Genomic DNA, 24,848 nt, shown 5'->3' on the forward strand with positions numbered 1-24,848 from the left:
ATCAACCGCAACACGGGCTCCGCATATCGCAAGCCAATCGCAAAACTACGGAAACATGACGTCCGGGCGGCGTTGTGAACCCGTAACGACGCCCATGACTGGGCATCGTGTTTATAAATTCAGATGGCGGATCAACGCTGTGGCATCAATGGCAGCCAATACCTTATCAACCTGGATGACCGCTCTGGTGGACTATGTCCGTTCGGGCGAACCCGATCTGACCAATCGGCAGATGGCGCTTCTTCTGCTCGTATATCTCAAACCGGGGCCACACACGGTGCGCGGCCTGGCCCGTGCACTGAACGTATCGAAGCCGGTCGTCACGCGCGCCTTGAACAGATTGGGTGCCCTCGGCTATCTGCGCCGGCAACGCGACGATAGCGACAAGCGCAACATCTTCGTCGCGCGCACGACCGAAGGGGCAGATTTTCTTGAAGAGTTCGGGCAATTCATCGGCGACGGCCCCGCCCCTGCTGGTTCCAACGGGCGCGCAGCCGCTCACGCTTGAGCCATTCGACGACCAGGCCCGTACGAGCTTTTCGCTGACGGGCCGCTCGGTCGACCTCGACCCGCGCACCCACGCGGTTCGCCGCGACATCGCCGACATTCGTCTCGCCGAATACGTATTCGCTCCACACTATGCCGTGCCGATGATACGGCCCGTCGCGCGCACAGCTTTGTTGCGCAGCGGACGAGACGAAGCGAGCGATACGATGGTCGACCTCAACCCTGGCGACAGTTTCGAAGTGCTGGAGATTGCCGGCGTGTCCGCGTGGGGCGTTGCGCGGCCGAGCGGACTGGTCGGCTATGTCGAGGCTGCTGCGCTCGACCTTTCGACGACGGACGCGGCATGACGACGGTCTTCATCGATGGCGCGGTCGGCACCACCGGGCTCGAGATCCGCGAGCGGCTTGCCGGGCGGACCGACATCACGCTGGCGTTGCTGCCGGAGGATCGGCGCAAGGATCCGGCGGCGCGGCGCGAGGCGCTGAACGATGCCGATTTCGTCATCCTCTGCCTGCCAGACGACGCGTCGCGCGAAGCCGTCACGCTGATCGACAATGCGCGCACCCGCGTCATCGACGCATCCAGCGCACACCGCGTCGCTGTCGGCTGGACCTACGGCTTCCCCGAGTTGCCGGGCCAGGCGGAGAAGGTCGCGACCGCAACGCGCGTGTCGAACCCTGGCTGCTACCCCACCGGTTTCCTCGCGCTCGTCGCGCCTCTGGTCGCGGCCGGTCTCATCCCCGCCGACCTCCCGCTGAGCGTCAACGCGACCTCGGGTTACTCCGGCGGTGGCAAGGCGATGATCGCCGCGTTCGAGAACGGCGAGCCTGCGACAGCCTTCCGCGCCTACGCGCTAGGCCTCGCGCACAAGCATATCGCAGAGATGACACAGCATGCGGGCCTCACGCACGCACCGATCTTCGCGCCCGCCGTCGCTAATGCGTATCGCGGCATGGTCGTCGAAGTGCCGTTGCACCTCCACGCCCTGCCCGGCCGCCCTACGCTCGCGGCGATCGAAGACGTACTGCGCGGTGCGTTCGATGGCTCGAAGCTCGTCTCGGTCGCTCCCGGCGATACCGGATCGGTCGATATCGAGGAGAACGCTGGCACCGATCGTCTGACGCTGAGGGTCTGCGGCAACGCCGCGGTCGGCCATGCGCGGCTGGTCGCGACGCTCGACAATCTGGGCAAGGGCGCCGGCGGTGCCGCGGTCCAGAACCTCAACATCATGGCCGGGGTCGATCCCGTAGCCGGCCTCGTTTTCTAGGACCGGCGTTTCTCGCCCGGCCCATCGGCAAATCTTGGAGCTTCCATGCACCGTAATCCCGTAGCCAAGCTGCTCCTGTTCGGCGCGACCGGCGATCTCGCGCAGCGCATGCTGCTGCCGTCGCTCTATGGCCTGCACGCCGACGGGCTGCTGCCCGAGGAACTGACGATCACCGGCGCCGCGCGTCACGAGCATGACGACAAGGATTACCGCAAGTTCGCGAAGAAGGCGCTCGACGAGTTCCTGCCCGAGGATCGCAAGGACGAGGCTGCGATCGGGACGTTCCTCGACCGGATCTTCTACCAGCCGACCGACCTGTCGGACCCTGCGAGCTTCCAGCCGCTGGCGGACAAGATCGGCGATATCTCGGGCGGTCTCGCGATCTATCTGTCGACCGCGCCCTCGCTGTTCGAGGCGGCCATCGAAGGGTTGCACAAGGTTGGGCTTGCTGGCGAGACGGTCCGCGTCGGCCTCGAGAAGCCACTCGGCTACGACTTGGAGACGAGCCGCGAGATCAACGATGCGGTGGCGAAGGCTTTCCCCGAGGAGCGGACCTACCGGATCGATCATTATCTCGGCAAGGAAACCGTCCAGAACATCCTCGCGCTGCGGTTCGGCAACTCGTTCTTCGAGCCGGTGTGGAATGCTCAAGGGATCGACAACGTCCAGATCACGATCTCCGAGACGGTCGGGCTCGAAGAGCGCGCGGGCTATTACGAGACCGCGGGTGCGTTGCGCGACATGGTCGCCAACCACATGCTCCAGCTTCTCGCGCTGATCGCGATGGAGCCCCCTGCGCGCTTCGAGGGCACCGACGTCCGCGACGAGAAGTCGAAGGTGTTTCGCTCGCTGCGCATGATCAAGCCCGAGGAAGTGCCGAACGTCACCGTGACGGGACAGTATGGCGAAGGCGCGGTGAAGGGGAAGTTCGTCAAGAGCTACTCGGACGAACTCGGCCAACCGTCGACCACCGAGACGTTCGTCGCGATCAAGGCGCATGTCGACAACTGGCGCTGGCAGGGCGTGCCGTTCTACCTGCGCACCGGCAAGCGCATGGCGACGCGTCGCAGCGAGATTGCGATCCAGTTCAAGGCGGTGCCGCATTCGATGTTCGCGGGGCGTGGCGGGTTGCTCCAGCCCAACATGCTGATCATCCGCCTCCAGCCGGAGGAATATATCCAGCTGCTGGTGATGGCGAAGGAGCCAGGCCTCGACCGCGAGGGCGTCCGCCTTCGTGAAGTGCCGCTGAACCTCAGCATGGATGCCGAGTTCGCAGGCTCGCGTCGGCGGATCGCGTATGAGCGGCTGCTGCTCGACCTGATCGAGGGCGACCAGACGCTGTTCGTCCGCCGTGACGAGGTCGAGGCGCAATGGACCTGGATCGACGCGATCCGCGAGGGCTGGAAGGCCAACGCGATGAAGCCCAAGAGCTATGCGTCTGGCAGCTGGGGTCCATCCGCCGCGATCGCGCTGACCGAGCGCGACGGCGTGACCTGGCAGGACGACTGAGTTTGGTTTCTTCCGTTCGTCCCGAGTAGCCTTCGAGCTAAGTCGAGAAGGCGTATCGAGGGATCGGCCGAGTGTGGCATTGTACCTCGATACGGGGTCTCGGCTTCGCTCGATCCCTACTCGGCACGAACGGCATTTTTTGACAGCAATTTTCTGAGTGAGTTCAAGTTTATGACCGAAATCGAATGGTGGGATTACGAGGATTCCGACGAGCTCGCCAACGCAGTCGCAGGCGATATCCAGTTCGTTATCGAGAGTGCGCTCGACGCGCGGGGCTCGGCGGTGATCGCGCTGGCGGGCGGCAAGACGCCGTTCGCCGCGTATGAAAAGCTCGCTCAGGCGAAGCTCGACTGGAAGAAGGTCACGATCATCCCCGGCGACGAACGTATCGTGAAGCTCGGCGATCCGCTGTCGAACGTGACGGCGCTGGCGAAGATATTCCTCCCCAAGGGGGCGCGCGTGAAGCCGATCGTTCCGGAGGCGATGTCGGACTACAAGGCTGCCGGTCGTTCGGCGGATGCGCTGATGCAGGACCTGCACTGGCCGCTCGACTTCTGCCTGCTCGGCATGGGCGGCGACGGGCATACCGCGTCGATCTTCCCCGGCCCCGATTACGACGAGGCGCTGAGCGGTCCCAAGGAACGCCGTGCGCTCGGCGTGATGCCAGATCCGCTGCCGCCCGAGGCTCCGCTGGCGCGCGTAACGCTGTCGGCGGCGGCGATCGCTTCGTCGAAGGCGCTGATGATCATGATCACCGGCGACGCGAAGAAGAAAGTCCTCGAGAAGGCCATCGAACAGGGGCCGTCGTCGTCCTACCCGATCGGCCGCGTGCTGGCCGAAGTCGAGCTGCCGGTCGACGTGCACTGGGCGCCGTGACGATGCTCAACGCCGTCGTCTCCGCGGTCACCGACCGGATCATCGAGCGCTCGCGCGACAGCCGCGCCGCCTACCTCGCGCTGATCGAGCGCGAGGCGGCGGCGCAGGTCCGGCGTCCGGGTCTAGGCTGTGCAAACCTCGCGCACGCCTATGCCGGGACCGAGGAAGACCGCGACGCGATGAAGGCCGATGCGGGCATGAACATCGGCATCGTCACCGCGTATAACGACATGCTGTCGGCCCACGCGGTCTACTATCGCTACCCCGAGCTGATGAAGATCTGGGCGCGCGAAGCGGGCGCGACGGCGCAGGTCGCGGGTGGCGTGCCGGCGATGTGCGACGGCGTGACGCAGGGCTATCCGGGCATGGAGCTTTCGCTGTTCAGCCGCGACACGATTGCGCTGAGCACGGCGATTGCGCTGTCGCATGGGACGTTCGAGGGTGCCGCACTGCTCGGCATCTGCGACAAGATCGTGCCGGGCCTGCTGATGGGTGCGTTGCGCTTCGGGCATTTGCCGATGGTGCTGATCCCAGGTGGGCCAATGCCGACCGGCTTGCCGAACAAGGCGAAGGCGGCGGTCCGCGAGAAATTTGCCGAGGGCCTGGTCGGGCGTGACGAATTGCTCGAGGCCGAGATCGGCGCGTATCATTCGAAGGGCACGTGCACCTTCTACGGCACCGCGAACACCAACCAGATGATGATGGAGGTCATGGGCCTCCACATGCCCGGTGCGGCGTTCGTCAATCCGGGTACCAAGCTGCGCCAGGAACTGACGCGGGCGGCGGTGCACCGGCTGGCGAAGATCGGCGCGCGCGGCGATTCGTATCGACCGCTCGGGCATTGCGTCGACGAGAAGGCGATCGTGAATGCTGCGGTCGGCCTGCTCGCGACCGGTGGCTCGACCAACCATCTGCTCCATGTGCCGGCGATCGCTCGCGCGGCGGGGATCATCATCGACTGGGAGGATTTCGACCGCCTCTCCTGCGCGGTCCCGCTGATCGCGCGCGTGTATCCCAACGGCTCGGCGGACGTGAACGCGTTCGAGGCGGCGGGCGGCATGCCCTATGTGATCCGCGAGCTGCTCGGCGAAGGGCTGTTGCACGGCGACATCATGACGATCGGCGGCGACGACCTGTCAGCCTATGCGAAGACCGCGGTCGTCGAAGGCGATACGCTCGCCTGGCGCGATACGCCGGACAGCGGCGACGAGACGATTCTGCGTCCTGCGACCGCGCCGTTCTCGCCGGATGGCGGCATGCGGATCCTCGCGGGCAATATCGGCCGTGCGTGCATCAAGGTGTCGGCGGTCGAGCGCGAGCGCTGGATCGTCGAGGCGCCCGCGATGGTGTTCGACGACCAGCTCGACGTGATCGAGGCGTTCAAGCGCGGCGAGTTGGAGAAGGACGTCGTCGTCGTCGTCCGCTTCCAGGGCCCGCGGGCGAACGGGATGCCGGAACTGCACAAGCTGACGCCGCCGCTGGGGGTGTTGCAGAACCGCGGGTTCAAGGTGGCGCTGGTCACTGATGGCCGGATGTCGGGCGCGAGCGGGAAAGTGCCGTGCGCGATCCATTGCTCGCCCGAGGCTCTGCTCGATGGTGCGATCGGGTTGATTCGCGATGGCGACATGATCCGGGTCGATGCGGTCAACGGTACGCTCGAGGCGCTGGTCGACGCGGATGTGTGGGCGACGCGTGAGATGGTCGCAGTGCCGCCACCGGTTAGCGGGATGGGCCGCGAGCTGTTCGGCATGTTCCGCGGGCTGGCCGACGAGGCCGAGAAAGGCGCGTCGGCAATACTGGCGGGCGCTGGGCTGTAAGTAGGATTCCGTTCGTCCCGAGTAGGGATCGAGCGAAGTCGAGAGCCCGTATCGAAGGACACCCCCCGTGGCATGTCCGTCGATATGCCATCTCGACAAGCTCGATGGCTACTCGGGACGAACGGAAGTATGTTGGAGAGAGACAAATGGAAATCGTAGCGGCAGATATCGGCGGAACGCACGCCCGCTTCGCGATCGCCGAGGTCGAGAACGGCCGCGTCGTGTCGCTCGGCGAGCCGGCGACGCTGAAGACCGCGGACCACGCATCGCTCCAGACCGCGTATCAGTCGTTCGAGGCCGGGCTTGGTCGCCCCCTCCCCCGCGCGCTCGCGATCGCGGTCGCGTCGCCGGTCGCGAACGACGTCATCCGGCTGACCAACAACCCGTGGATCATCCGCAAGTCGCTGATCACCGAGCGGCTGAAGGCGGACCAGTGGGTTGTGGTCAATGATTTCGGCGCGGTCGGTCATGCCGTCGCGCAGGTGCCGAGCAGCGACTTTATACACCTTTGCGGTCCCGATACGCCGCTGCCATCCGAAGGCATCACGACGATCTGTGGCCCCGGCACTGGGCTCGGCGTCGCACAGTTGCTGCGACGCAAGGACGGGTATCAGGTCCTCGAAACCGAGGGCGGGCACATGGACTTCGCCCCGCTCGACGGGATCGAGGACGCGCTGCTGAAGCGCCTGCGGAAGACGTTCACGCGCGTCTCGGCCGAGCGAGTCGTCGCCGGGCCGGGCATCGTCGCGATCTACGAGACGCTTGCCGCGCTGGAGGGCCGCGCGGTTCCCAGCCATGACGACAAGACGATCTGGACCGAGGCGATCGACGGCACCGATTCGATCGCGCTCGCCGCGCTCGACCGCTTCTGCCTCGCGCTCGGCGCGGTAGCGGGCGATCTGGCGCTGGCGCAGGGCGCCAAGGCGGTCGTGATCGCGGGCGGGCTCGGCTTCCGGATCAAGGATCGTCTGATTCGCTCGGGCTTCGACCAGCGCTTTGTCGCCAAGGGCCGCTTCCAGGGCATGATGGCAGCGATGCCCGTCAAGCTCATCACTCATCCCCAGCCCGGCCTGTTCGGCGCCGCGGCCGCCTTCGCACAGGAACATACCCAATGACCGCAACTATCGCCGACATCATGCAGACCAGCGCCGTCATCCCGGTGCTGGTGATCGAGGACGCGGCGCTCGCCCGCCCGCTCGCCGAAGCACTGGTCGCGGGCGGCCTGCGCGTGCTTGAGGTGACGTTGCGCACCGGCGCGGCGCTGGAGGCGATCGCCGAGATGAAGAAGGTGCCGGGCGCGATCGTCGGCGCGGGCACCGTTGTCAACACGCAGCAGTTCGCGCAGGTCCGCGATGCGGGGGCGGAGTTCATCGTCTCGCCTGGCCTGACCGAACGACTCGCCACGCCGATCATCGAGAGCGGCATTCCGTTCCTGCCGGGCATAGCCAACGCGGCGGATATCATGACCGGGCTCGACTTGGGCCTGACGCACTTCAAGTTCTTTCCCGCCGAAGCGAATGGCGGGTTGAAGGCGCTGAAGGCTCTGGCTGCGCCGTTCTATCAGTGCAGCTTCTGCCCTACCGGCGGGATCACGGAGGCGAGCGCCTCCGAGTGGCTGGCGTTCAAGCCGGTGCTGTGTGTTGGCGGGAGCTGGGTGACTGGCGGGACGATGGCCGAGATCGAGATCAAGGCGCGCGCGGCTAACGCTCTGCGGGGGTAATTCTTCCCCGGCACGGGGAGGGGGACCGCGACGCGCAGCGGCGGGGTGGAGGGGGAGCGTCACGAGAGTCCCGCCCCGCGGAATCCCGCCCCACTGACGGTACGCTCGCGGTGAGCCCCCTCCACCATCCTGCGGATGGTCCCCCTCCCCGTTCCGGGGAGGATTACATCTCGCCGCGGGCTTTGCGGATGGCGTACCATTTCTTCACGTTGGCGTTGTGTTCGGCCAGCGTGTTCGCGAACACGTGCCCGCCGGTGCCGTCCGCGACGAAATACAGCGCTTGGGTCTGCGCCGGGTCGAGCACCGCGTCGATCGAGGCGCGGCCGGGGTTGGCAATCGGGCCGACTGGCAGGCCGGCTTCGGCATAGGTGTTGTAGCCGTTTTTCGCATGCAGTTCCGACCGCAGGATACGGCGGCCTAGCGGACGGCCCTTGGTGATCGGGTAGATTACCGTGGGGTCCGCCTGAAGCGGCATGCCGCGCCGCAGCCGATTGCCGTAGACCGCGGCGACGGTGCGGCGTTCGGACGGCTTGCCGGTTTCCTTCTCGACGATCGAAGCGAGGATGATCGCCTGTTCGGGCGTCGTCACCGCGATGCCGGGCTTGCGCGCGGCCCAGGCGGTGGCGAGGTAGGTCTTCATCGCCGCCTGCATCCGCACGACGACCGAGGCGCGGGTGTCGCCGGCCTGGAAGGCGTAGCTGTCGGGGAGGATCGAGCCTTCCGCGGGGACCGGCACGGTACCGATCAGACCGTCCGCCTTCGCCAGCGCGTCATGGACGAGGACCGAGGGATAGCCTTCGGGGACGACGACGAGGCGCTGGACGACCTTGCCACCTTGCATCAGTTTGAGGATGTCGGACTGGCTGGTGTGTGGCGCGATGCGGTATTCGCCGGCCTTGATCGGGTCGCCCGAGCCGAACACGCGGGCGTACAGACGGAAGCGTCGCGCCGAGGGGATCGCGCCGGCCTTTTCGAGTTCGGTGGCAGCGCCGGCCAGCGTGCTGCCTTCGCCGATCTGCACGGTCATCGTGCGCGATGCTGGGCCTGCGCCGCCCCAGCCTTGAACGACCAGGAACAGCCCGACGACGGCCGCCAGGCCTAAGACGAGTCCGAAACAGTCGACCTTGCGCATTGATACTCCTTGGATCCCCGCGAAGGCGGGGACCCAGACTGGGCCCCCGCCTTCGCGGGGGAACAAGGTTTTTAGCGGACCTTCGTCATCACCAGCGACGCATTCGTGCCGCCGAAGCCGAACGAGTTGTTCAGCACTGCGCGGACTTCGCGCTTCTTGGCCACGTGCGGGACGAGGTCGACCCCAACGCAGCTGTCGCTCGGATTGTCGAGGTTCAGCGTCGGTGGCACGATCTGGTCGCGCAGCGCGAGGATGCAGAAGATGCTCTCGACCGCGCCGGCACCACCGAGCAGATGCCCGATCGCCGACTTGGTCGACGACATCGACAGACCCGAGATCGCATCGCCGAACAGGCGACGGACCGCGCCAAGTTCCAGCTCGTCGCCCAGCGGCGTCGAGGTGCCGTGCGCATTGATGTAGTCGATGTCCTCGAGCTTGAGGCCCGACTTCTTGATCGCCATCTGCATCGAGCGGAACGCACCGTCGCCTTCCGGATGCGGCGCGGTCACATGGTACGCGTCGCCCGACAGACCGTAGCCGATCACCTCGGCATACATCTTCGCGCCGCGCGCCTTGGCGTGCTCGTATTCCTCGAGCACCAGCACACCAGCGCCCTCGCCCATCACGAAACCATCGCGATCCTTGTCGTAGGGACGCGAAGCCTTCTCAGGCGAATCGTTGAAGTTGGTCGACAACGCGCGCGCCTGTGCGAACCCGGCGATGCCGAGCGGGCAGACCGTGCCCTCCGCGCCGCCCGCGAGCATCACGTCGGCGTCGTCCATCGCGATCATCCGCGCTGCATCGCCAATGGCGTGCGCGCCGGTCGAGCAGGCGGTGACGACCGCGTGATTCGGACCGCGCAGGCCGTATTTGATCGAGACCTGACCCGAGATCAGGTTGATCAGGCGGCCATGGACGAAGTGCGGCGAGACGCGGCGCGGGCCCTTGGTGTGGAGCACGATCGATTCGCTCTCGATGCCCGGCAGACCGCCGATGCCCGAGCCGATCGACACGCCGGCACGCCAGCTCTCCTCGAGCGTCATCTCGGTCAGCCCGGCGTCTTCCAGGGCCTGACCAGCGGCGTCGATGCCGTAGATGATGAACGGATCGACCTGGCGCTGGACCTTGTGGTCGACGCGCTTGCCGGGGTCGAAGCCGTACTCGTGGTCGGCAGGCTTCACCTCGCAGGCGATGCGGCACACCTGATCCGACGCGTCGAAGCGCGTGATCGGGCCCGCGCCCGACTTGCCGGCGAGGATATTCGCCCAGGCCGTTTCAACATCCGCCCCCAGGGGGGTGACCAGGCCTAGCCCGGTTACGACGACACGCCGCATGGCTTCAAACTCCGTCTGCTCTCAAAACGAAACGGCTCCCCGCCCTCTTTGCCCAAGGACGGGGAGCCGCTCAAATCACACCCTTCAGGGCAGGTCCAAAGGTTTGAACCCTAGACCCTGATCAGGCCTTGTGCTCGTCGATGTAGGTGATCGCGTCCTTGACGGTCGCAATCTTCTCGGCGGCATCATCGGGGATCTCGACGCCGAACTCTTCCTCGAACGCCATGACGAGTTCGACGATGTCGAGGCTGTCTGCGCCCAGGTCGTCGATGAAGCTCGCGTCCTCGGTCACCTTGTCGGCTTCGACGCCGAGATGCTCGACGACGATCTTCTTCACGCGGTCAGCTGTCTCGCTCATGGTAGTTCCCTCTTCAAATCTGGGGGTTTTCGGTATTTCCTGAACGCACCTAGAACGCGGCAGTTCAGCGCGCAAGTTCAGATCATCGCCATCCCGCCGTTCACGTGCACGGTTTGTCCCGTGACGTAACCGGCTTCACGGCTTGCAAGGTACACGATCGCGGCGCCAATGTCTGCGCCTTCGCCGAGGCGACCGGCAGGAATCTTTGCGGTGAGCGCTGTCTTCTGCGCATCGGGCAGCGCGTCGGTCATCGGCGATGTGATGAAACCGGGGGCGACGCAGTTGACGGTGATGCCGCGGCTGGCGAGTTCCTGCGCCATCGATTTGGACATGCCGATCAGGCCGGCCTTCGACGCGGCGTAATTGGCCTGGCCGGGGTTGCCGGTGACGCCGACGATCGAGGTCACCGAGATCATCCGGCCGAAGCGCGCTTTCATCATCGGCTTGGCGGCGGCGCGCATGAGGCGGAACGCGGCTTCGAGGTTGACGCGGATGACGCTGTCCCACTCGTCGTCCTTCATCCGCATCGCGAGATTGTCGCGGGTGACGCCGGCGTTGTTGACGAGGATGTCTAGCTTGCCGAGCTTCTCCACCGCTTGGGGAACGAGCGCGTCGACTGCGGCGGCGTCGGAGAGGTTGCAGGGGAGCGCGACGTGGTCGCCGCCGAGGGTGGCACGGAATGCTTCGAGCTTGTCGGCGTTGGAGCCGGATACGGCCAGGCGTGCGCCTTGGGCGGTCAGGGCCTTGGCGATCTCGGACCCGATCCCGCCGGATGCCCCGGTGACGAGGGCGGTCATGCCTGTGAGGTCGAACATTGGTCAGTCTCCAAGAAGATTGTTCACGCGGAGACGCGGAGCCGCGGAGGGGCGATGGTCATTTACGATCCGTCGCACGCCTTCTTTTAGCGTTGCGCCACCGAAGTTGATCAGCAGCCCTACGGGCTGTCTGGTAAGGCGGAGATAGGTCAGCAATTGTTTGCCGTGGACTGCGTTCAACTGCTCTACCGATTTGATTTCAACGAGAAGGCGTTCATCGACCAGCAGATCAATCCTGAAGGCCGCTTCGAAGCGCATCCCTTCAAACTCGACGTCTACCGATCGCTGCCGTGCCACGTGGTAACCCAGACTGGCTAGCTTACCCGCCAACACCATCTCGTAGACGCTTTCGAGGAGACCCGGACCCAAGTCGCGATGGATGCGGAGGGAGAGATCGAGCACATCGCCGCTGATCTGATCGATCTCTCTCAAATCTTCTCTCCGCGTCTCCGCGTCTCCGCGTGATCACATCTTCTTCACGAATTCCTCGATTTCGTCCATCGTGATGACGCTGGTGGTCTCCACGTCGGGGGTGATGCGTTTGACCATGGGGCTGAGCACCTTGCCGCCGAATTCGACGAAGTGGTCGACCCCCGCAGCATGCATCGCCAACACCGATTCGCGCCAGCGGACCATGCCGGTGACCTGCTGGACCAACAGGTGACGGATAGCGCCAGGGTCGGCGACGGCGGTGGCGTCTACGTTGGCGAAGACGGGGACCAGGGGCGCGCGGAGGTCGGCGTCGAGGAGCGCGGTTTCCATCGCTTCGGCGGCGGGTTGCATCAGGGGGCAGTGGAAGGGGGCGGAGACTGGCAAGAGCACCGCGCGCTTGGCGCCGAGGTCCTTAGCCAGCGCGATCGCCTTTTCGATGGCAAGTCGGTGGCCGGAGATGACGACCTGCGACGGATCATTGTCGTTGGCGACGGTGCAGATCAGTTCGGGACCGCCTTCCGCGAGGATCGCGTCGACTGCGGCGCCGGCGATGACCTGCGCCTTTTCGAGGTCGGTGCCGAGCAACGCGGCCATCGCCCCCTCGCCTACCGGGACGGCGGCCTGCATCGCCCGGCCGCGAAGTTTCAGGAGGCGGGCGGTGGTGGACAGGTCGAGTGCACCGGCGGCGCACAAGGCGGTGTATTCGCCGAGGCTGTGGCCAGCGACATAGTCGGCCTTGTCGGCGAGGCGGATGCCGCCTTCCTTCTCGGCGACGCGCAAGGTGGCGATCGCGTTCGCCATGATTGCGGGCTGCGCGTTCTCGGTGAGAAGCAGGTCATCCGCTGGACCTTCGCTCATCAGGCGGAACAGGTGCTGGCCGAGCGCGTCGTCGACTTCGGCGAAGACCTCGCGGGCGGTGGCACTGGCGTCGGCGAGCGCCTTGCCCATGCCGACAGACTGGCTCCCCTGGCCGGGGAAGATGAACGCGCGCATGGCCTCTCCTCTGTGTTGGGTCTTCGTTTGAGCGCGGGGCCTATAAAGGTGCGGCCTGAGTTGCAACCTGAACGAACCCCGCGGCCTTGCGACAATATGCGACCATTTCGCCGGCCTTGCGACAAGCGCCTGCGACAATCGGCTCCCAGATTATGGAGGACGCCGCAGCAACGGCGCCGTGTTTTCAACGGGAGATTATCATGAAGAAGTTCATCCTCAGCGCACTTGCCGCCACCCTCGTCGCCAGCCCACTGCTCGCCGCAGCGCCTGCCGAAGCGCAGCAGCGTCGCGAAGTCACCACCGTGCGCCACAACGACAACGGCCGCACCGTCGTTACCAAGCGCACCGTCGTCCGCACGCCGCAGTATCGCAACTGGCGCGCCGGCCAGCGCTTCGATCGTCGCCAGGCGCAGAACTACCGGGTCATCACGACGTACCGCAACTATCGCCTTGCACCCCCGCCGCGTGGCAGCCAGTGGGTCCGCTCGGGCAACGACGCGCTGCTGATCAACGGTCGCGGCAACGTGGTGCAGGTTCGTGGCGGCGCGTTCCGGTAAACCTGAACACCTTGCCTTTCCCCGATAAACGGGTAAGGCCCTCTGCAACCGGGGTGAGAGATTCGCGTCTCTCGCCCCTGTTTGCATTCTAGACGACAGCCGGAGGGGTGCACGCATGGGGCGTGTATCAGCGATCGGCCAAGACGAAGGACAAGACATGGCTCTTTACGAGCACGTGTTCCTTGCGCGCCAGGATCTGGCACAAGCGCAGGTGGACGCACTGGCGGAAATCGCCACCAAGATCGTGAACGACAACGAAGGTCGGGTCGTAAAGACCGAGAACTGGGGCCTGCGTTCGCTGGCGTACAAGATCGCCAAGAACCGCAAGGCGCACTATGTCATGCTCGAGATCGATGCCCCGGGCAGCGTGATCGCAGAGCTGGAGCGCCAGACCCAGATCAACGAAGACATCATCCGTTACATGACGGTCAAGGTCGACACCCTCGAAGAGGGCCCGACCGTGATGATGCGCAAGCAGGATCGTGACCGCGAGCGTCGTGGCGACCGTGAAGGTGGCCGTGAGGGCCGTCCCGATCGTGGCGATCGTCCGGATCGTGGTCCCCGTCGTGACCGCGAAGAGGGAGCTGAATAATCATGGCACGTCCATTCTTCCGCCGCCGCAAGAGCTGCCCGTTCTCCGCCAAAGACGCTCCCCGGATCGACTATAAGGACGTCCGGTTGCTGCAGGGCTTCGTGTCCGAGCGTGGCAAGATCGTCCCGTCGCGTATCACTTCGGTGGCCGCAAAGAAGCAGCGCGAACTGGCCCAGGCCATCAAGCGTGCGCGTCATCTGGGCTTGCTGCCCTACATCGTTAAGTAAGGAGCGCCCACATGGACGTCATTCTGCTTGAGCGCGTCGAAAAGCTTGGTGCTATCGGCGACGTGGTGAAGGTCAAGGACGGTTACGCACGTAACTTCCTGCTTCCCAACAAGAAGGCGCTTCGTTCGAACGAAGCCAACCGCAAGGTGTTCGAGTCGAACCGTGCGAAGATCGAATCGGACAACGCATCGCGTCGCAGCGATGCCGAGACCGAAGCGAAGACCTTCAACGACGCGACCGTGACCCTGATCCGTCAGGCGTCGAACACCGGTCAGCTCTACGGTTCGGTCGCGGTTCGCGATCTGGTCGATGCGCTGGTGGCCGACGGTCACAAGGTCGGCAAGTCGGCGATCGTGCTCGACAAGCCGATCAAGGCGATCGGTGTCTACACCGTCAAGGTCTCGCTGCACCCCGAGGTGTCGGTGGCCGTCAAGGTCAACGTCGCCCGCTCGCCTGAAGAGGCCGAGATGCAGGCTTCGGGCGTCGACGTGATGTCGTCGATGTTCGAGCGCGACGAGGCTGGCTTCGTCGAGGATTACGATCCGAACGCAGAGCCCGGCGCGACCGCCGAAGCACCGCGCGACCAGGAGGAAGAAGCGCAGGGTTGATCCCTTCGCTTCCCTTCTTGGCTTGCATAGAAAGGCCCGCCTGGAGAGATCCGGGCGGGCCTTTTCTTTTGTGTCTGCGCGACGGGCGTCAGGGGCAGGTTACGCAGGCGCCAATCATTGCTGCGAAGGGGATCAGGGCGCAGAGGATGGGGACTAGGTGTTTCATGACCGGGTGACTCTTGGGGGTGTTATCCGGTTAATGCGCAGGGTCGAGAAAGGTTGCCGGGACGTGAACGAATTTTGTACCGATCGGTTTTCGGTGCCAAACAAGCCGCGCTGCACCACCACCCCGGCGAAGGCCGGGGCCCAGTTGGGAAAGCTTGAGTAACGGATCGCAGCGTCCATCATTCGGGTCCCCCAATTGGGCCCCGGCCTTCGCCGGGGTGGTTCACAACTGCTAGTCCCAGCTTTCGACGTTCTCTGGCTTCTCGATCAGCGCGGGCCCCTCGCCTAGCGCCAGCGCGTCGACCGAGGACACGTCTTCAAGATCCCGCGCGCCGGTCTCGATGTTCAAGTCGCGGAATTTCCGGCCGGTCACCATCAGGCGGCCGTTGAAGGAGTTGGTGAAGCCGTTGAAGTTCTTCACCGCGCTGTTGAGGCCGACGCCGACCTTCCGCAGGTCGTCTGCCACCTTGGCCAGGCGATCGTGCATTTCCTTGCCGAGTTCGCCGATCTTCCGCGCTTCGTTGGCGAGTTTCTCCTGGCGCCAGACCGCCGCAACCGTGCGGGCGATCGCGATCAGGTTCGTCGGTGTCGCCAGCAACACGCGCTTTTCGAAGGCGAAATCCCAGAGCGTCGGGTCGTGTTCGAGTGCGGCGGAGAGGAAGTGTTCGCCGGGGACGAACATGATGACGTAGTCGGGCGTGTCGGCGAACTGGCTCCAATAGGCCTTGTTGCCGAGGCCATTGACGTGTGCTCGCATCGACGCCGCGTGGGCAGCGAGTCCGATCAGGCGCTCGGCATCGTCGACCGCACCGAATGCGTCCTGATACGCATTGAGCGACACCTTTGCGTCGATAACCAGCGCACGGCCGCCGGGGACGCGGATGATCGCGTCAGGTCGCAACCTTGCCCCGTCGTCGCCGACTGCGACCGAGACTTCGGTCTGGAAGTCGGTGTGTTCGCTGAGGCCGCAGGTTTCGAGGACGTTCTTCAGCTGCTGCTCGCCCCAGCGGCCGCGGGACTTGGGGGCGTTGCGGAGCGAGTTGACGAGCTTGGCGGCTTCGGTGGAGACCTTTTCCTGGCCCAGGCGCATTTGTTCGATCTGGCCCTTGAGGTCGCCGAATGCGTCGCGGCGCTCGGCCTCGACCTTGGCGACGCCTTCCTCGTAGCGTTGCAGGCGGTCGCTTACCGGTTGGAGCATCGACTTGAGGTTCAGGCCGGCGGATTCTTCGGACTGGCGGAAGCGCGCGTCGGCGCGTTCGAGGAAGGTCTTCTGCGCGTCGCTCAGCAGCTTGTTGGCGACGTCACCGAACTGTGCTGCCATGACGTCCTTCGCCTCGCGGAGCTCGAGCAGGCGCGCTTCGAATGCCTCGCCTTGTGCTTTAAGCGTCGCGATTTCGGTGCGGGCGGCGTCGCGGTCGGTACGGATCGTGGCGAGGTCGAGGCGGAGGCGATCGGTGTCGGTGGCGCGCTCGGCGTTCTGGGCGCGGAGCGTGGCGAGGTCCTGCATCGCCGCGTTGCGCTCGCGCTCGACGGCGTCGCGGGCGGTGCGGATGAGGTCGGCGTCGGCGACCTTGGTTTTGGCGACGGCGAGATCGGCGGCGAGGGTGGCGGCTCGGCGGGAGGCTAGCAGCCAGCCGAGGAGGATGCCGGCGGCTAGCGCGAGGACGGCGATGATGGCGAACTCAGCCACTTTGCGCAGCCGAAACTGGAGTGAAGTATAGGAAGTGCAGACGCTGGCGCAGCATTTCCTCGGGGGGAGATGGGCGGGTTAGCGGGCGGGTTTGGGGAGCGAATGGGGACGTCATGCTTGGAACATACGTCGAACGGTTGATGTAGGACAATCGGAATATTGTTTTGCCGAGGAGGCGGGAGTCCGAAGTTACTGACGGTGGTGCTTGTGGTCCTGGGCCCCCGCCTTCGCGGGGGAACTAGGAGGGACGGGTCGGCAACTTCGGAGAGTCGGCACCCTCTCTAATAATACCACCCCGGCGCAGGCCGGGGCCCAATTGGAAATGTCGTCGTAACGGAGGAATGCGCTCCGTTAGCGATGTCCCCCAAGTGGGCCCCGGCCTTCGCCGGGGTGGTAGCGTGTTGGGTGAACGGGTGCCCACCCTCAAGCGCTCGTGCTCGTGCTCGAGCTTGCCCCGCCCCTCACCCCAGCTTGCGCTGCTTCGCAAGCTTCTTCAGCACCATGTCGCGCTTGAGGCGGCTGATGTGGTCGATGAACAACACGCCATCGAGGTGGTCGATCTCGTGCTGCATGCAGGTCGACAGCAATCCGTCGAAATCTTCCTCATGCGCAGCACCGGTCTCGTCGAGCCATTTCACACGGCACCGCGCCGGGCGCGCGACCTCGGCATACTGCTCGGGGATCGAGAGGCAGCCCTCGTTGTACGTGGAGACCTCGTCGCTGACCGACAGGATCTCGGCGTTGATGTACGCCTTGGGGTTCTTGATCGGCTTGTCCTCCTCGTCTTTCTCCTCTTGGAGATCGATGACGAGGACACGCTTCTGGACGCCGACCTGGGTCGCGGCGAGGCCGATGCCGTTGAAGTCGTACATCGTCTCGATCATGTCGGCGACGAGCGTGCGGGTGGAGTCGTCGACCGTCTCCACCGGCTCGGCGACGAGGCGCAGGCGGGGATCGGGGACTTCGAGAACGGTCATGACGGTCATAGCGCGTTCGCTAAGGTACGCATGCCGGGTGCGTCAAGGACTTGGCTCAAGCCATTGGCCGCCTTGCCCTTAACGCCTGCGCCAACGTGCCTTCGTCGAGATAGTCGAGCTCGCCGCCGACCGGGAGGCCGTGCGCGAGTTGGGTGACCCGGACGGGGAAGCGTTCGATGCGCTCGGCGATGTAGTGCGCAGTGGTCTGACCTTCGAGCGTGGCGTTCATCGCAAGGACGACTTCATCGATCCCGCCGGCTTCGATGCGGCGGACCAGGCTGTCGATGCTGAGATCCTCGGGGCGGATGCCTTCGAGCGCGGACAGGCGGCCGCCGAGGACGTGGAAGCGGCCGGGGAACAGCCGCGATCGGTCGAGCGCCCAGAGATCGGCGACCTCCTCGACCACGCACAGCGAACGCTGGTCGCGGCGCGGGTCGGCGCAGATCGCGCAGGGGTTGGTGGTGTCGACATTGCCGCAGGTCGAGCAATTCTCCAGTCGCTCGTCGACCGCGGTCAGCGCCTCGCGCAACGGGCCCAGCGCCGCATCGCGCTTCTTGAGCAGATGCAGCACGGCGCGACGGGCGGACCGGGGGCCGAGGCCGGGGAGCCGGGCCAGCGCCTGCGTCAGCGCCTCGATCTCGGGGGATGCCATAGGGAACAGATAGGGGGTTGCGCCGCTCCCCGCCAGCGTGTTCGAGAGGGCCATGCGGATCATCTTCATGGGAACGCCGGACTTCGCAGTGCCGGTGCTGGAGGCCCTCGTCGCGGCGGGGCATGAATTGGTGGCGGCGTATTGCCAGCCTGCCCGGCCAGGGGGCCGGCGTGGGCGCGAGCTGGTGCCTTCGCCGGTGCAGGTTCGGGCGGAAGCTCTCGGCATCGAGGTGCGGACGCCGGTATCGTTCAAGGCGTCGTTGCCGGAGGGGCTGGAGGCTCGCGAGGCGTTTGCGGCTTTGGGCGCGGATGTGGCGGTAGTGGCCGCTTATGGTCTTATTCTGCCGCGCGCGGTGCTGGAGGCGCCGCGGTTCGGGTGCCTCAACGTGCATGGGTCGCTGTTGCCGCGGTGGCGCGGGGCGGCGCCGGTGCAACGGGCTATCCTCGCGGGCGATGCCGAGACGGGCGTCGGTATCATGCAGATGGAGGCTGGGCTGGATACCGGGCCGGTTCGGCTCGAGGGCCGTACGCCGATCGTCGGCAAGACCGCGGGGGATCTGACGTCCGAACTCTCGGCGATGGGGGCTCGGTTGATGGTCGAGGTGCTGGCTGATCTCAACGCCTACCCTGCCCGGCCACAGCCCGAGGAAGGCGTTACCTACGCCGCCAAGATCGACAAGGCGGAGGCGCGGATCGATTTCGAGCGGTCGGCGGTCGAGGTCGAGCGGCTGGTGCGGGCGATGAACCCGGCGCCGGGAGCTTGGTTCGAGGTTGCTGGCGAGCGGGTGAAGGTGCTGGCGGCCGACGTGTTGCCGTTCTCGTTTCTCGGGTGCGAGGGGCTGACGGTCAATGCCGAGCTGACGATCGGGTGCGGCGACGGGGCGATCCGGCCGACTTTGGTGCAGCGCGCTGGGCGTGGTGTTACCTCGGCCACGGAATTGCTGCGCGGATTTCCGATTCGCTCGGGGACGCAGCTTTGACGCGGTTCGCGTTGACGGTGGAGTTCGATGGGCGGCCGTTCATGGGCTGGCAGCGGCAGAAGCACGGGCCGAGCGTGCAGGCGGCGCTGGAGGCGGCGGTGTTGAAGATGACCGGCGAGACCGCGTCGGTGCAGGCGGCGGGGCGGACCGATGCGGGCGTCCACGGGATGGCGATGCGCGCGCATGTCGATATCGCGAAGCCGCTCGCGGCGTTTCGATTGATGGAGGGGCTGAATGCTCTGGTGAAGCCGGCGCCGGTTTCGGTGCTGGCGTGCGAGGTGGTCGACGACGACTGGCATGCGCGGTTTTCGTGCATCGGGCGGTCGTATGAGTACCGGATCGTCAACCGGCGATCGCCGCTGACGTTCGAGGCGGGGTTGGCTTGGCAGGTGCCGCAGCCCCTGGATGCTGGGGCGATGGCGGAGGCTGCGGGGGCGCTGGTCGGGCGGCATGACTTCACGACGTTTCGGTCTGCGCATTGTCAGGCGGATAGTCCGGTGCGGACTCTCGACCGGCTTGAGGTGGTGCGGGAGGGGGAGCGGCTGTTCGTCTATGCGGCGGCGCGGGCGTTCCTGCACCATCAGGTGCGGTCTATGGTCGGGTGCCTGGCGCTGGTGGGTATGGGCCGTTGGGCGGTTGGCGATGTTGCGGCTGCGCTGGAGGCGAAGGATCGCGCGATGCTGGGGCTGAATGCGCCGCCCGATGGGTTGTTTTTTGTGAGTGCAGTTTATCCACCCCCGTCATCCCGGACTTGATCCGGGATCCAGAGTTACAAGGCGCGGCATCGGTGGCTCTGGATCCTGACTTTCGTCAGGATGACGGTTAAGGAGCGTTGCGGACGAACTTGGCCGCGAGTTCTACGTGCGTGGACCAGCGGAACTGGCCGACCGGCTGGACCCAGTCGATTCGCCAGCCGGCGTCGCACAGCTCCTTCGCATCGCGCGCGAAGCTGGCCGGGTTGCACGAGACATAGGCGATCACGGGCGTCTTGCACTCGGCCAGCGCAGTTGCCTGTTCGCGGGCGCCAGAGCGGGGCGGATCGATCACTACCGCGTCGAAGCGGTCGAGTTCGGCCACCGTCAGCGGGCGGCGATAGAGATCGCGGTGCTCCGGGTAGACCGGACGTTGCGTGCGGTGCGCGGCGGCCTTGAGCGAGCCTAGCGCGTCGCGCGCGCCTTCGGCCGCATAGACCTTGGCGGGGATCGCGAGCGTGAAGGTGCCGAGGCCGGCAAACAGGTCGGCGACCGTCGCGGGCTTGCCGATCGCTTCGAGCACGGCGGCGGTCAGCGCGGCCTCGCCGTCGGGCGTGGCCTGGAGGAACGACGCGGGCGGGAGCGGCACGGGGACGCCGCCCAAGGTGATCGTTACCGCGTCGGGTTCCCACCGCGTCTCGGGCCCGAGACCGTCGTCGAACGCCACGCGGGCGATCTTGTGATCTTCGCAAAATTTGGTGAGCGCTTCGGCGGCGGGCAGGCCTTCGGGGGCGAACCCCGTGATCAGGATGTCCGCGCCCTGGTCGGCGAGCGTCAGGTGGATGTCCGCACGGCGGCGGAAGTTGAGGCGCTTTAGCAGCTGGCGGAGCGGCTGGACGAGCGCGAACAGGCGCGGATCGAGGATCCAGCATTCCTTGATGTCGACGATCGTGTGCGCTTTCTCCGCGGTGAAGCCGAGCGTGATCTTGCCCCCCTTGGCCTCGGCGTGGAGCGTCGCGCGGCGACGGCTGCGTTCGGGGGAGATGTGCGGCGTGCGGATCGGCGCGGACAGGTCCTGGCCGTCGAGCGCGGAGGCGATGCGGTCGGTGACGAACTCGGCATAGGCCTGGTCGTCGAGATGCTGGAGCTGGCAGCCGCCGCAGGTCGGGAAATGCACGCAGGGGGGCGTCTGGTGGTGCGGGCCGGGGATCACGGTGCCGTCGGGCGCGAGCGTGTCGCCGGGCGCCGAGAAGGCGGCGTGGCGGCCGTCGGCGGTCATGCCGTCGCCACGCGCCGCGACGCGGATGATGGTGTCGATATTCGGTTCAGAGGTCGAGTCAGTGGTCATGGGGCCGCTCTGGCCGACCGGAGCGCTTCCGCCAAGTCGTCGGCGATGAAAGCCGCGCCCAATCGGCGGGCAGCGTCATCGTGGAGCCACACTCCGGCGCAGGCAGCGTCGAGCGGATCGATCTTTGCGGCGAGCATCGCGCCGATCGCCCCGGCAAGGACGTCGCCGGTGCCGGCGGTGGAGAGCCAGTCGCTGGCGCCTTCCGCGATGCGGACGCGGCCGTCGGCGGCGGCGATGACGGTGTCGGCGCCTTTGAAGACGACGATGGCGTTGGTGCGGGTGGCGGCGTCGCGGGTTCGGGTGATCTTGTCGGTGTCGGATTTGCCGAAAAGCGCGTCGAACTCGCCTGAATGCGGGGTGAGGATCACGGGGACCTTGAGCGCTTTGATTCGGTCGGGGTCGAGCAGGCGGAGCGCGTCGCCGTCGATGATGAGGGGATGGCCTGCGTTAAGCGCCGCTTCGAGCCAGGCTCTGGCGGTATCGTCGCGACCGAGGCCAGGGCCGATGACGAGCGCACCAATCCGGTCGTTGGCGAGCGCATGGTCCGAGAACCGCGTGCGAACGAGCGCGTGCGGCGGGCCTTGGCTGTCGCCAAGCAGGGTCACGTAGCCGGCGCCTGCGCGCATCGCAGCGAGGGCTGCGAGGTCGGCGGCGCCGGACATGGTGCCCGCGACGATCGCGACCATGCCTCGGGTATATTTGTGCGAGTCAGGTCCGGGGGTTGGGAGCGACGGGGTTTTGAGAACCTCGGCTTGGCTGGCGGTGGGGACGTCGATGTGGAGCAGGCGAAGCTCGCCGCAATAGCGCGCGGCGGGTTGGAGGAGATGCGCTGGTTTTACCGCGCCAAGCGCAAGGGTAAGGTTGAAGACGGGCGGCGTGCTGAGCGCCTCGCCTGTGTCCGTGGCAAGGCCACTGGGCAGGTCGACCGCGATGCTGAGCTGCGCGGCATTGGCTAAAGAGTGGAGCAGCGCCGCCACCGATACCCCCCCGGCGGAGGCCGGGGTCCAGTTGGGTGAACCGGTCGGTTTATCGATAGCGTTGCCCAAATGGGCCCCGGCCTCCGCCGGGGTGGTATTCGAGGTAGGTCGGGTGTGCGCATCGAGCGAGCGCGTCAGGCCGGTGCCGAACAGCGCGTCTACCACGACCGGCGCGGGTTTTGCCTCCGCCAGCGTTTCGACAGGGCTTAGCCACCCTGCCCTCGCCGACTTCGCCGCATCCGTCTTGGGCTCCGACAGCGCCGCGACCCTTACCGCCACGCCCATTTCCGCCAGCACACGGGCCGCAACATACCCGTCGCCACCGTTGTTGCCGGGGCCGCAGAGGATCAGGACGTCGTTCGCGCCAGCCAACCGGCGCACTGCGTGCGCGATCGCGGTGCCCGCGCGGTCCATCAGCATCTCCACCGAGACGCCGGTGGCAATCACCGCGTCTTCCGCTGCACGCATTTCGGCGGCGGTCAGGATGGGGCGGCCTTCGATCCCGATCATCACTGCGGCGTGACGCCCCGGACCGTGGCGGGCAACCGGTAGCGATCGCCGCCGAGCGCGACCTCGATGCCGTCCCTACCCACTACGGTAACCGTTGCGACCTCGGCCCCGTCCGCCGCGATCACGCCGCGACCGTCCTGCGTGACGAGCAGGCGGCGAAACGCGCCATCGGCATGCCGCACCGTGAGGATCAGGCCACCCTTGCCCAGCGCCTGTTCGACGGTGCAGGTCGGGGCCAGCGCAGCCGTACCGCGCGCACATGGGATCTGGCGGTCGCCGGCGGTTTCGGCCTTCTGCTTGGCCTCGACGTCCGCGCTGGACGGCCCCCGCCCGCATGCTGAGAGCGGGAGCGAGAGAAGCGCGGCAACCGCCAGTATTCGCCTAGATATCTGCGTAGACATGGGTTTCGGCTGCCGCTCCAGGGTGCGTGACGGCACCCTTGTACGCGGGGCCGACGGTCTTCGCATAGCGCCAGAGTGCGCCCGACCCGTAATCGTTGGTGCGCGGCACCCACGCGGCGCGGCGCTCCGCCATCACGGCCTCGGGAACGTCGAGGTCGATCGTGCCGGCTTCGGCGTCGATGTGGATGATGTCGCCGTTCTCGACCAGCGCGATCGGGCCGCCGTCCGCCGCTTCGGGACCGACATGGCCGATGCAGAAGCCGCGCGTACCGCCGGAGAAGCGCCCGTCGGTGATCAGCGCGACGCTCTCGCCCATGCCGAGGCCGTAGAGCGCGGCGGTGGTCGACAGCATCTCGCGCATACCGGGGCCGCCCTTGGGGCCTTCGTAGCGTATAACGATGACTTCGCCTTCGTTGATCTCGCGGTTTTCGACCGCGGCGAAGGTGTCTTCCTCGCAGTCGAACACGCGGGCGGGCCCTGAGAACTGGAGGCGGTGCATGCCGGCGACCTTCACGATCGCGCCGTCGGGGGCGAGGCTCCCGCGCAGGCCGACAACGCCGCCGGTCGGGGTCAGCGGGGTCTTGATGTCGTAGATGACCTTCTGGTCGGGGTTCCACGTCACCTGGTCGATGTTCTCGCCGAGCGACTTGCCCGTTACGGTCAGGCAGTCGCCGTTGAGGAACCCGCCGGCTAGCATCGTCTTCATAAGCATGTAGACGCCGCCCGCCTCATACATGTCCTTCGCCACATACTTACCGCCGGGTTTGAGGTCCGCGATGTAAGGCGTTGTCTTGAATATCTCCGCGACGTCGAACAGGTCGAACTCGATGCCCGCCTCGGAGGCCATCGCGGGGAGATGCAGCGCGGCGTTGGTCGAGCCGCCGGTCGCGGCGACAACGCGCGCGGCGTTGATGAACGCCTCGCGCGTGCAGATGTCGCGCGGGCGGATATTGTCGGCCAGACAGTACATGACCTGCGCGCCGGCCGCCACGGCGATCTGCTCGCGCGTGGTGTAGGGAGCGGGCACCATGTTGCTGTTTGGGATCGACAAACCGATCGCCTCGGCGACGCAGGCCATCGTGTTGGCGGTGTACTGGCCGCCGCACGCGCCGTGGCCCGGACATGCGACCTTCTCGATCGCGTGGACTTCGGACAGCGGGCAAGCGCCGGCAGCGTATTTGCCGACGATCTCGAACACGTCGACGACGGTGACATCGCGGTCCTGATAGCGACCCGGTAGGATCGAGCCGCCATAGACGAACACCGACGGGATATTGAGGCGGAGCATCGCCATCATCATGCCGGGGAGCGACTTGTCGCAGCCGGCGAACCCGACGAGCGCGTCGTAGCAATGACCGCGGACCGAGAGTTCGACCGAATCGGCGATGACTTCGCGGCTCACCAGGGAGGCCTTCATGCCCTGATGGCCCATCGCGATGCCGTCGGTGACGGTGATCGTGTTGAACCGGCGCGGCATGCCGCCGCCCTGGATGACGCCGGCCTGCGCGGCATCGGCCTGCGCGTCGAGCGTGGTGTTGCACGGCGCGGAGTTGTTGCCGGCGGATGCGAGCGCGACGAACGGGCGCGCGATCTGCTCCTCGTCGAGGCCCATCGCATAGTAATAGCTGCGGTGCGGAGCGCGTTCGGGGCCGACGGAGACGTGGCGGCTCGGCAGGCGCGATTTATCGAATGTGCGGGTCATGGCGAACGCCT

27 protein-coding genes are annotated in these 24,848 nt (G+C 66.2%); 14 read left to right on the forward strand and 13 right to left on the reverse strand.

The window, feature by feature from the left end; all coding sequences use genetic code 11:
* Positions 1 to 175 precede the first annotated feature (175 nt).
* From ASG20_RS07960 to eda, 8 genes are all read left to right on the forward strand, one after another.
* Positions 176 to 508 (forward strand): MarR family transcriptional regulator, encoded by a 333-nt coding sequence (locus ASG20_RS07960; RefSeq protein WP_056050858.1) that lies wholly within the window; start codon positions 176 to 178, stop codon positions 506 to 508.
* A 205-nt stretch (positions 509 to 713) separates the two neighbouring features.
* The gene (locus tag ASG20_RS19890) at positions 714 to 854 is read left to right on the forward strand and encodes a hypothetical protein (RefSeq protein ID WP_236698760.1); all 141 of its coding nucleotides are present in this window, start codon (positions 714 to 716) and stop codon (positions 852 to 854) included.
* A complete protein-coding gene (gene argC / locus ASG20_RS07970) occupies positions 851 to 1,774 on the forward strand; it encodes an N-acetyl-gamma-glutamyl-phosphate reductase (RefSeq protein ID WP_056050860.1) in 924 nt (307 codons plus the stop codon). The genes ASG20_RS19890 and argC overlap by 4 nt, the downstream gene beginning before the upstream one ends.
* 45 nt (positions 1,775 to 1,819) lie before the next feature.
* On the forward strand, positions 1,820 to 3,283 hold the full coding sequence (zwf, locus tag ASG20_RS07975; RefSeq protein ID WP_056050862.1) for a glucose-6-phosphate dehydrogenase: 1,464 nt from the start codon (positions 1,820 to 1,822) through the stop codon (positions 3,281 to 3,283).
* A gap of 171 nt (positions 3,284 to 3,454) precedes the next feature.
* On the forward strand, positions 3,455 to 4,159 hold the full coding sequence (gene pgl, locus ASG20_RS07980; RefSeq protein ID WP_056050865.1) for a 6-phosphogluconolactonase: 705 nt from the start codon (positions 3,455 to 3,457) through the stop codon (positions 4,157 to 4,159).
* A 2-nt stretch (positions 4,160 to 4,161) separates the two neighbouring features.
* Positions 4,162 to 5,976 (forward strand): phosphogluconate dehydratase, encoded by a 1,815-nt coding sequence (gene edd / locus ASG20_RS07985; protein ID WP_056050867.1) that lies wholly within the window; start codon positions 4,162 to 4,164, stop codon positions 5,974 to 5,976.
* Between the two features lie 146 nt (positions 5,977 to 6,122).
* Positions 6,123 to 7,091 (forward strand): glucokinase, encoded by a 969-nt coding sequence (gene glk, locus ASG20_RS07990; RefSeq protein WP_056050869.1) that lies wholly within the window; start codon positions 6,123 to 6,125, stop codon positions 7,089 to 7,091.
* Positions 7,088 to 7,696: a bifunctional 4-hydroxy-2-oxoglutarate aldolase/2-dehydro-3-deoxy-phosphogluconate aldolase gene (eda, locus tag ASG20_RS07995; protein ID WP_056050871.1), complete on the forward strand. Its 609-nt coding sequence runs from the start codon at positions 7,088 to 7,090 to the stop codon at positions 7,694 to 7,696. Before glk ends, eda begins: the two co-directional genes overlap by 4 nt.
* A 163-nt stretch (positions 7,697 to 7,859) precedes the next feature.
* On the opposite strand, the gene mltG is transcribed toward eda, so the two are convergent.
* From mltG to fabD, 6 genes are all read right to left on the reverse strand, one after another.
* Complete coding sequence (gene mltG, locus ASG20_RS08000; RefSeq protein WP_056050873.1) at positions 7,860 to 8,828, reverse strand: endolytic transglycosylase MltG; 969 nt, start codon at positions 8,826 to 8,828, stop codon at positions 7,860 to 7,862.
* Between the two features lie 71 nt (positions 8,829 to 8,899).
* Positions 8,900 to 10,162 (reverse strand): beta-ketoacyl-ACP synthase II, encoded by a 1,263-nt coding sequence (fabF, locus tag ASG20_RS08005; protein ID WP_056050875.1) that lies wholly within the window; start codon positions 10,160 to 10,162, stop codon positions 8,900 to 8,902.
* A 121-nt stretch (positions 10,163 to 10,283) separates the two neighbouring features.
* Complete coding sequence (locus ASG20_RS08010; RefSeq protein ID WP_031393971.1) at positions 10,284 to 10,520, reverse strand: acyl carrier protein; 237 nt, start codon at positions 10,518 to 10,520, stop codon at positions 10,284 to 10,286.
* A 77-nt stretch (positions 10,521 to 10,597) separates the two neighbouring features.
* Positions 10,598 to 11,335 carry a 3-oxoacyl-[acyl-carrier-protein] reductase gene (gene fabG / locus ASG20_RS08015; RefSeq protein ID WP_056050878.1) on the reverse strand — a complete coding sequence of 246 codons (738 nt, stop codon included), beginning with the start codon at positions 11,333 to 11,335 and terminating at the stop codon, positions 10,598 to 10,600.
* 3 nt (positions 11,336 to 11,338) lie between these two features.
* Entirely contained in the window at positions 11,339 to 11,767 is a 429-nt protein-coding gene (locus tag ASG20_RS08020) for a GxxExxY protein (protein ID WP_056050879.1), read from the reverse strand.
* Positions 11,768 to 11,800: 33 nt separating this feature from the next.
* Complete coding sequence (gene fabD / locus ASG20_RS08025; RefSeq protein ID WP_056050881.1) at positions 11,801 to 12,760, reverse strand: ACP S-malonyltransferase; 960 nt, start codon at positions 12,758 to 12,760, stop codon at positions 11,801 to 11,803.
* A 200-nt stretch (positions 12,761 to 12,960) separates the two neighbouring features.
* Here fabD and ASG20_RS08030 point away from each other — a divergent pair, with 200 nt between their 5' ends.
* From ASG20_RS08030 to rplI, 4 genes are all read left to right on the forward strand, one after another.
* A complete protein-coding gene (locus tag ASG20_RS08030) occupies positions 12,961 to 13,317 on the forward strand; it encodes an RcnB family protein (RefSeq protein WP_056050883.1) in 357 nt (118 codons plus the stop codon).
* A 157-nt stretch (positions 13,318 to 13,474) separates the two neighbouring features.
* Complete coding sequence (gene rpsF / locus ASG20_RS08035) at positions 13,475 to 13,909, forward strand: 30S ribosomal protein S6 (protein WP_056050884.1); 435 nt, start codon at positions 13,475 to 13,477, stop codon at positions 13,907 to 13,909.
* 2 nt (positions 13,910 to 13,911) lie between these two features.
* A complete protein-coding gene (rpsR, locus tag ASG20_RS08040) occupies positions 13,912 to 14,136 on the forward strand; it encodes a 30S ribosomal protein S18 (protein WP_031393978.1) in 225 nt (74 codons plus the stop codon).
* Positions 14,137 to 14,147: 11 nt separating this feature from the next.
* On the forward strand, positions 14,148 to 14,744 hold the full coding sequence (gene rplI, locus ASG20_RS08045) for a 50S ribosomal protein L9 (protein ID WP_056050886.1): 597 nt from the start codon (positions 14,148 to 14,150) through the stop codon (positions 14,742 to 14,744).
* Between the two features lie 397 nt (positions 14,745 to 15,141).
* Here rplI and rmuC read toward each other — a convergent pair whose 3' ends face one another.
* The 3 genes from rmuC to recR form a co-directional block, all read right to left on the reverse strand.
* On the reverse strand, positions 15,142 to 16,599 hold the full coding sequence (gene rmuC / locus ASG20_RS08050; RefSeq protein WP_056050888.1) for a DNA recombination protein RmuC: 1,458 nt from the start codon (positions 16,597 to 16,599) through the stop codon (positions 15,142 to 15,144).
* A 461-nt stretch (positions 16,600 to 17,060) separates the two neighbouring features.
* A complete protein-coding gene (def, locus tag ASG20_RS08055) occupies positions 17,061 to 17,585 on the reverse strand; it encodes a peptide deformylase (protein WP_056050890.1) in 525 nt (174 codons plus the stop codon).
* Between the two features lie 46 nt (positions 17,586 to 17,631).
* A complete protein-coding gene (gene recR / locus ASG20_RS08060; protein ID WP_056052820.1) occupies positions 17,632 to 18,228 on the reverse strand; it encodes a recombination mediator RecR in 597 nt (198 codons plus the stop codon).
* Positions 18,229 to 18,280: 52 nt separating this feature from the next.
* Between recR and fmt the strand changes: the two genes are divergently transcribed.
* A complete protein-coding gene (gene fmt, locus ASG20_RS08065) occupies positions 18,281 to 19,207 on the forward strand; it encodes a methionyl-tRNA formyltransferase (RefSeq protein WP_056050892.1) in 927 nt (308 codons plus the stop codon).
* Positions 19,204 to 19,962 (forward strand): tRNA pseudouridine(38-40) synthase TruA, encoded by a 759-nt coding sequence (truA, locus tag ASG20_RS08070; protein ID WP_056050894.1) that lies wholly within the window; start codon positions 19,204 to 19,206, stop codon positions 19,960 to 19,962. Before fmt ends, truA begins: the two co-directional genes overlap by 4 nt.
* 67 nt (positions 19,963 to 20,029) lie before the next feature.
* Here the strand turns inward: truA and ASG20_RS08075 are convergent, their stop codons facing one another.
* Genes ASG20_RS08075 through ilvD form a run of 4 tightly spaced genes read right to left on the reverse strand, consistent with a single transcriptional unit; the run spans position 20,030 to position 24,837 of the window.
* On the reverse strand, positions 20,030 to 21,247 hold the full coding sequence (locus ASG20_RS08075; RefSeq protein WP_056050896.1) for a class I SAM-dependent RNA methyltransferase: 1,218 nt from the start codon (positions 21,245 to 21,247) through the stop codon (positions 20,030 to 20,032).
* Positions 21,244 to 22,734 (reverse strand): NAD(P)H-hydrate dehydratase, encoded by a 1,491-nt coding sequence (locus ASG20_RS08080; RefSeq protein ID WP_056050898.1) that lies wholly within the window; start codon positions 22,732 to 22,734, stop codon positions 21,244 to 21,246. Before ASG20_RS08080 ends, ASG20_RS08075 begins: the two co-directional genes overlap by 4 nt.
* Positions 22,734 to 23,135, reverse strand: a complete 402-nt coding sequence (locus tag ASG20_RS08085) for a hypothetical protein (protein ID WP_056050900.1) — start codon at positions 23,133 to 23,135, stop codon at positions 22,734 to 22,736. Before ASG20_RS08085 ends, ASG20_RS08080 begins: the two co-directional genes overlap by 1 nt.
* Positions 23,116 to 24,837 (reverse strand): dihydroxy-acid dehydratase, encoded by a 1,722-nt coding sequence (gene ilvD / locus ASG20_RS08090; protein WP_056050902.1) that lies wholly within the window; start codon positions 24,835 to 24,837, stop codon positions 23,116 to 23,118. The genes ASG20_RS08085 and ilvD overlap by 20 nt, the downstream gene beginning before the upstream one ends.
* Positions 24,838 to 24,848: the final 11 nt, after the last annotated feature.

The sequence above is a fragment of the Sphingomonas sp. Leaf198 genome, from assembly GCF_001424005.1.
Lineage (GTDB): Bacteria > Pseudomonadota > Alphaproteobacteria > Sphingomonadales > Sphingomonadaceae > Sphingomonas.

Coding starts and splice junctions, on each gene's coding strand:
- ASG20_RS07960 (WP_056050858.1), top strand. CDS start 176: ATGACCGCTCTGGTGGACTATGTCCGTTCGGGCGAACCCGATCTGACC.
- ASG20_RS19890 (WP_236698760.1), top strand. CDS start 714: ATGGTCGACCTCAACCCTGGCGACAGTTTCGAAGTGCTGGAGATTGCC.
- argC (WP_056050860.1), top strand. CDS start 851: ATGACGACGGTCTTCATCGATGGCGCGGTCGGCACCACCGGGCTCGAG.
- zwf (WP_056050862.1), top strand. CDS start 1,820: ATGCACCGTAATCCCGTAGCCAAGCTGCTCCTGTTCGGCGCGACCGGC.
- pgl (WP_056050865.1), top strand. CDS start 3,455: ATGACCGAAATCGAATGGTGGGATTACGAGGATTCCGACGAGCTCGCC.
- edd (WP_056050867.1), top strand. CDS start 4,162: ATGCTCAACGCCGTCGTCTCCGCGGTCACCGACCGGATCATCGAGCGC.
- glk (WP_056050869.1), top strand. CDS start 6,123: ATGGAAATCGTAGCGGCAGATATCGGCGGAACGCACGCCCGCTTCGCG.
- eda (WP_056050871.1), top strand. CDS start 7,088: ATGACCGCAACTATCGCCGACATCATGCAGACCAGCGCCGTCATCCCG.
- mltG (WP_056050873.1), bottom strand. CDS start 8,828: ATGCGCAAGGTCGACTGTTTCGGACTCGTCTTAGGCCTGGCGGCCGTC.
- fabF (WP_056050875.1), bottom strand. CDS start 10,162: ATGCGGCGTGTCGTCGTAACCGGGCTAGGCCTGGTCACCCCCCTGGGG.
- ASG20_RS08010 (WP_031393971.1), bottom strand. CDS start 10,520: ATGAGCGAGACAGCTGACCGCGTGAAGAAGATCGTCGTCGAGCATCTC.
- fabG (WP_056050878.1), bottom strand. CDS start 11,335: ATGTTCGACCTCACAGGCATGACCGCCCTCGTCACCGGGGCATCCGGC.
- fabD (WP_056050881.1), bottom strand. CDS start 12,760: ATGCGCGCGTTCATCTTCCCCGGCCAGGGGAGCCAGTCTGTCGGCATG.
- ASG20_RS08030 (WP_056050883.1), top strand. CDS start 12,961: ATGAAGAAGTTCATCCTCAGCGCACTTGCCGCCACCCTCGTCGCCAGC.
- rpsF (WP_056050884.1), top strand. CDS start 13,475: ATGGCTCTTTACGAGCACGTGTTCCTTGCGCGCCAGGATCTGGCACAA.
- rpsR (WP_031393978.1), top strand. CDS start 13,912: ATGGCACGTCCATTCTTCCGCCGCCGCAAGAGCTGCCCGTTCTCCGCC.
- rplI (WP_056050886.1), top strand. CDS start 14,148: ATGGACGTCATTCTGCTTGAGCGCGTCGAAAAGCTTGGTGCTATCGGC.
- def (WP_056050890.1), bottom strand. CDS start 17,585: ATGACCGTCATGACCGTTCTCGAAGTCCCCGATCCCCGCCTGCGCCTC.
- recR (WP_056052820.1), bottom strand. CDS start 18,228: ATGGCATCCCCCGAGATCGAGGCGCTGACGCAGGCGCTGGCCCGGCTC.
- fmt (WP_056050892.1), top strand. CDS start 18,281: ATGCGGATCATCTTCATGGGAACGCCGGACTTCGCAGTGCCGGTGCTG.
- ASG20_RS08075 (WP_056050896.1), bottom strand. CDS start 21,247: ATGACCACTGACTCGACCTCTGAACCGAATATCGACACCATCATCCGC.
- ASG20_RS08080 (WP_056050898.1), bottom strand. CDS start 22,734: ATGATCGGGATCGAAGGCCGCCCCATCCTGACCGCCGCCGAAATGCGT.
- ASG20_RS08085 (WP_056050900.1), bottom strand. CDS start 23,135: ATGTCTACGCAGATATCTAGGCGAATACTGGCGGTTGCCGCGCTTCTC.
- ilvD (WP_056050902.1), bottom strand. CDS start 24,837: ATGACCCGCACATTCGATAAATCGCGCCTGCCGAGCCGCCACGTCTCC.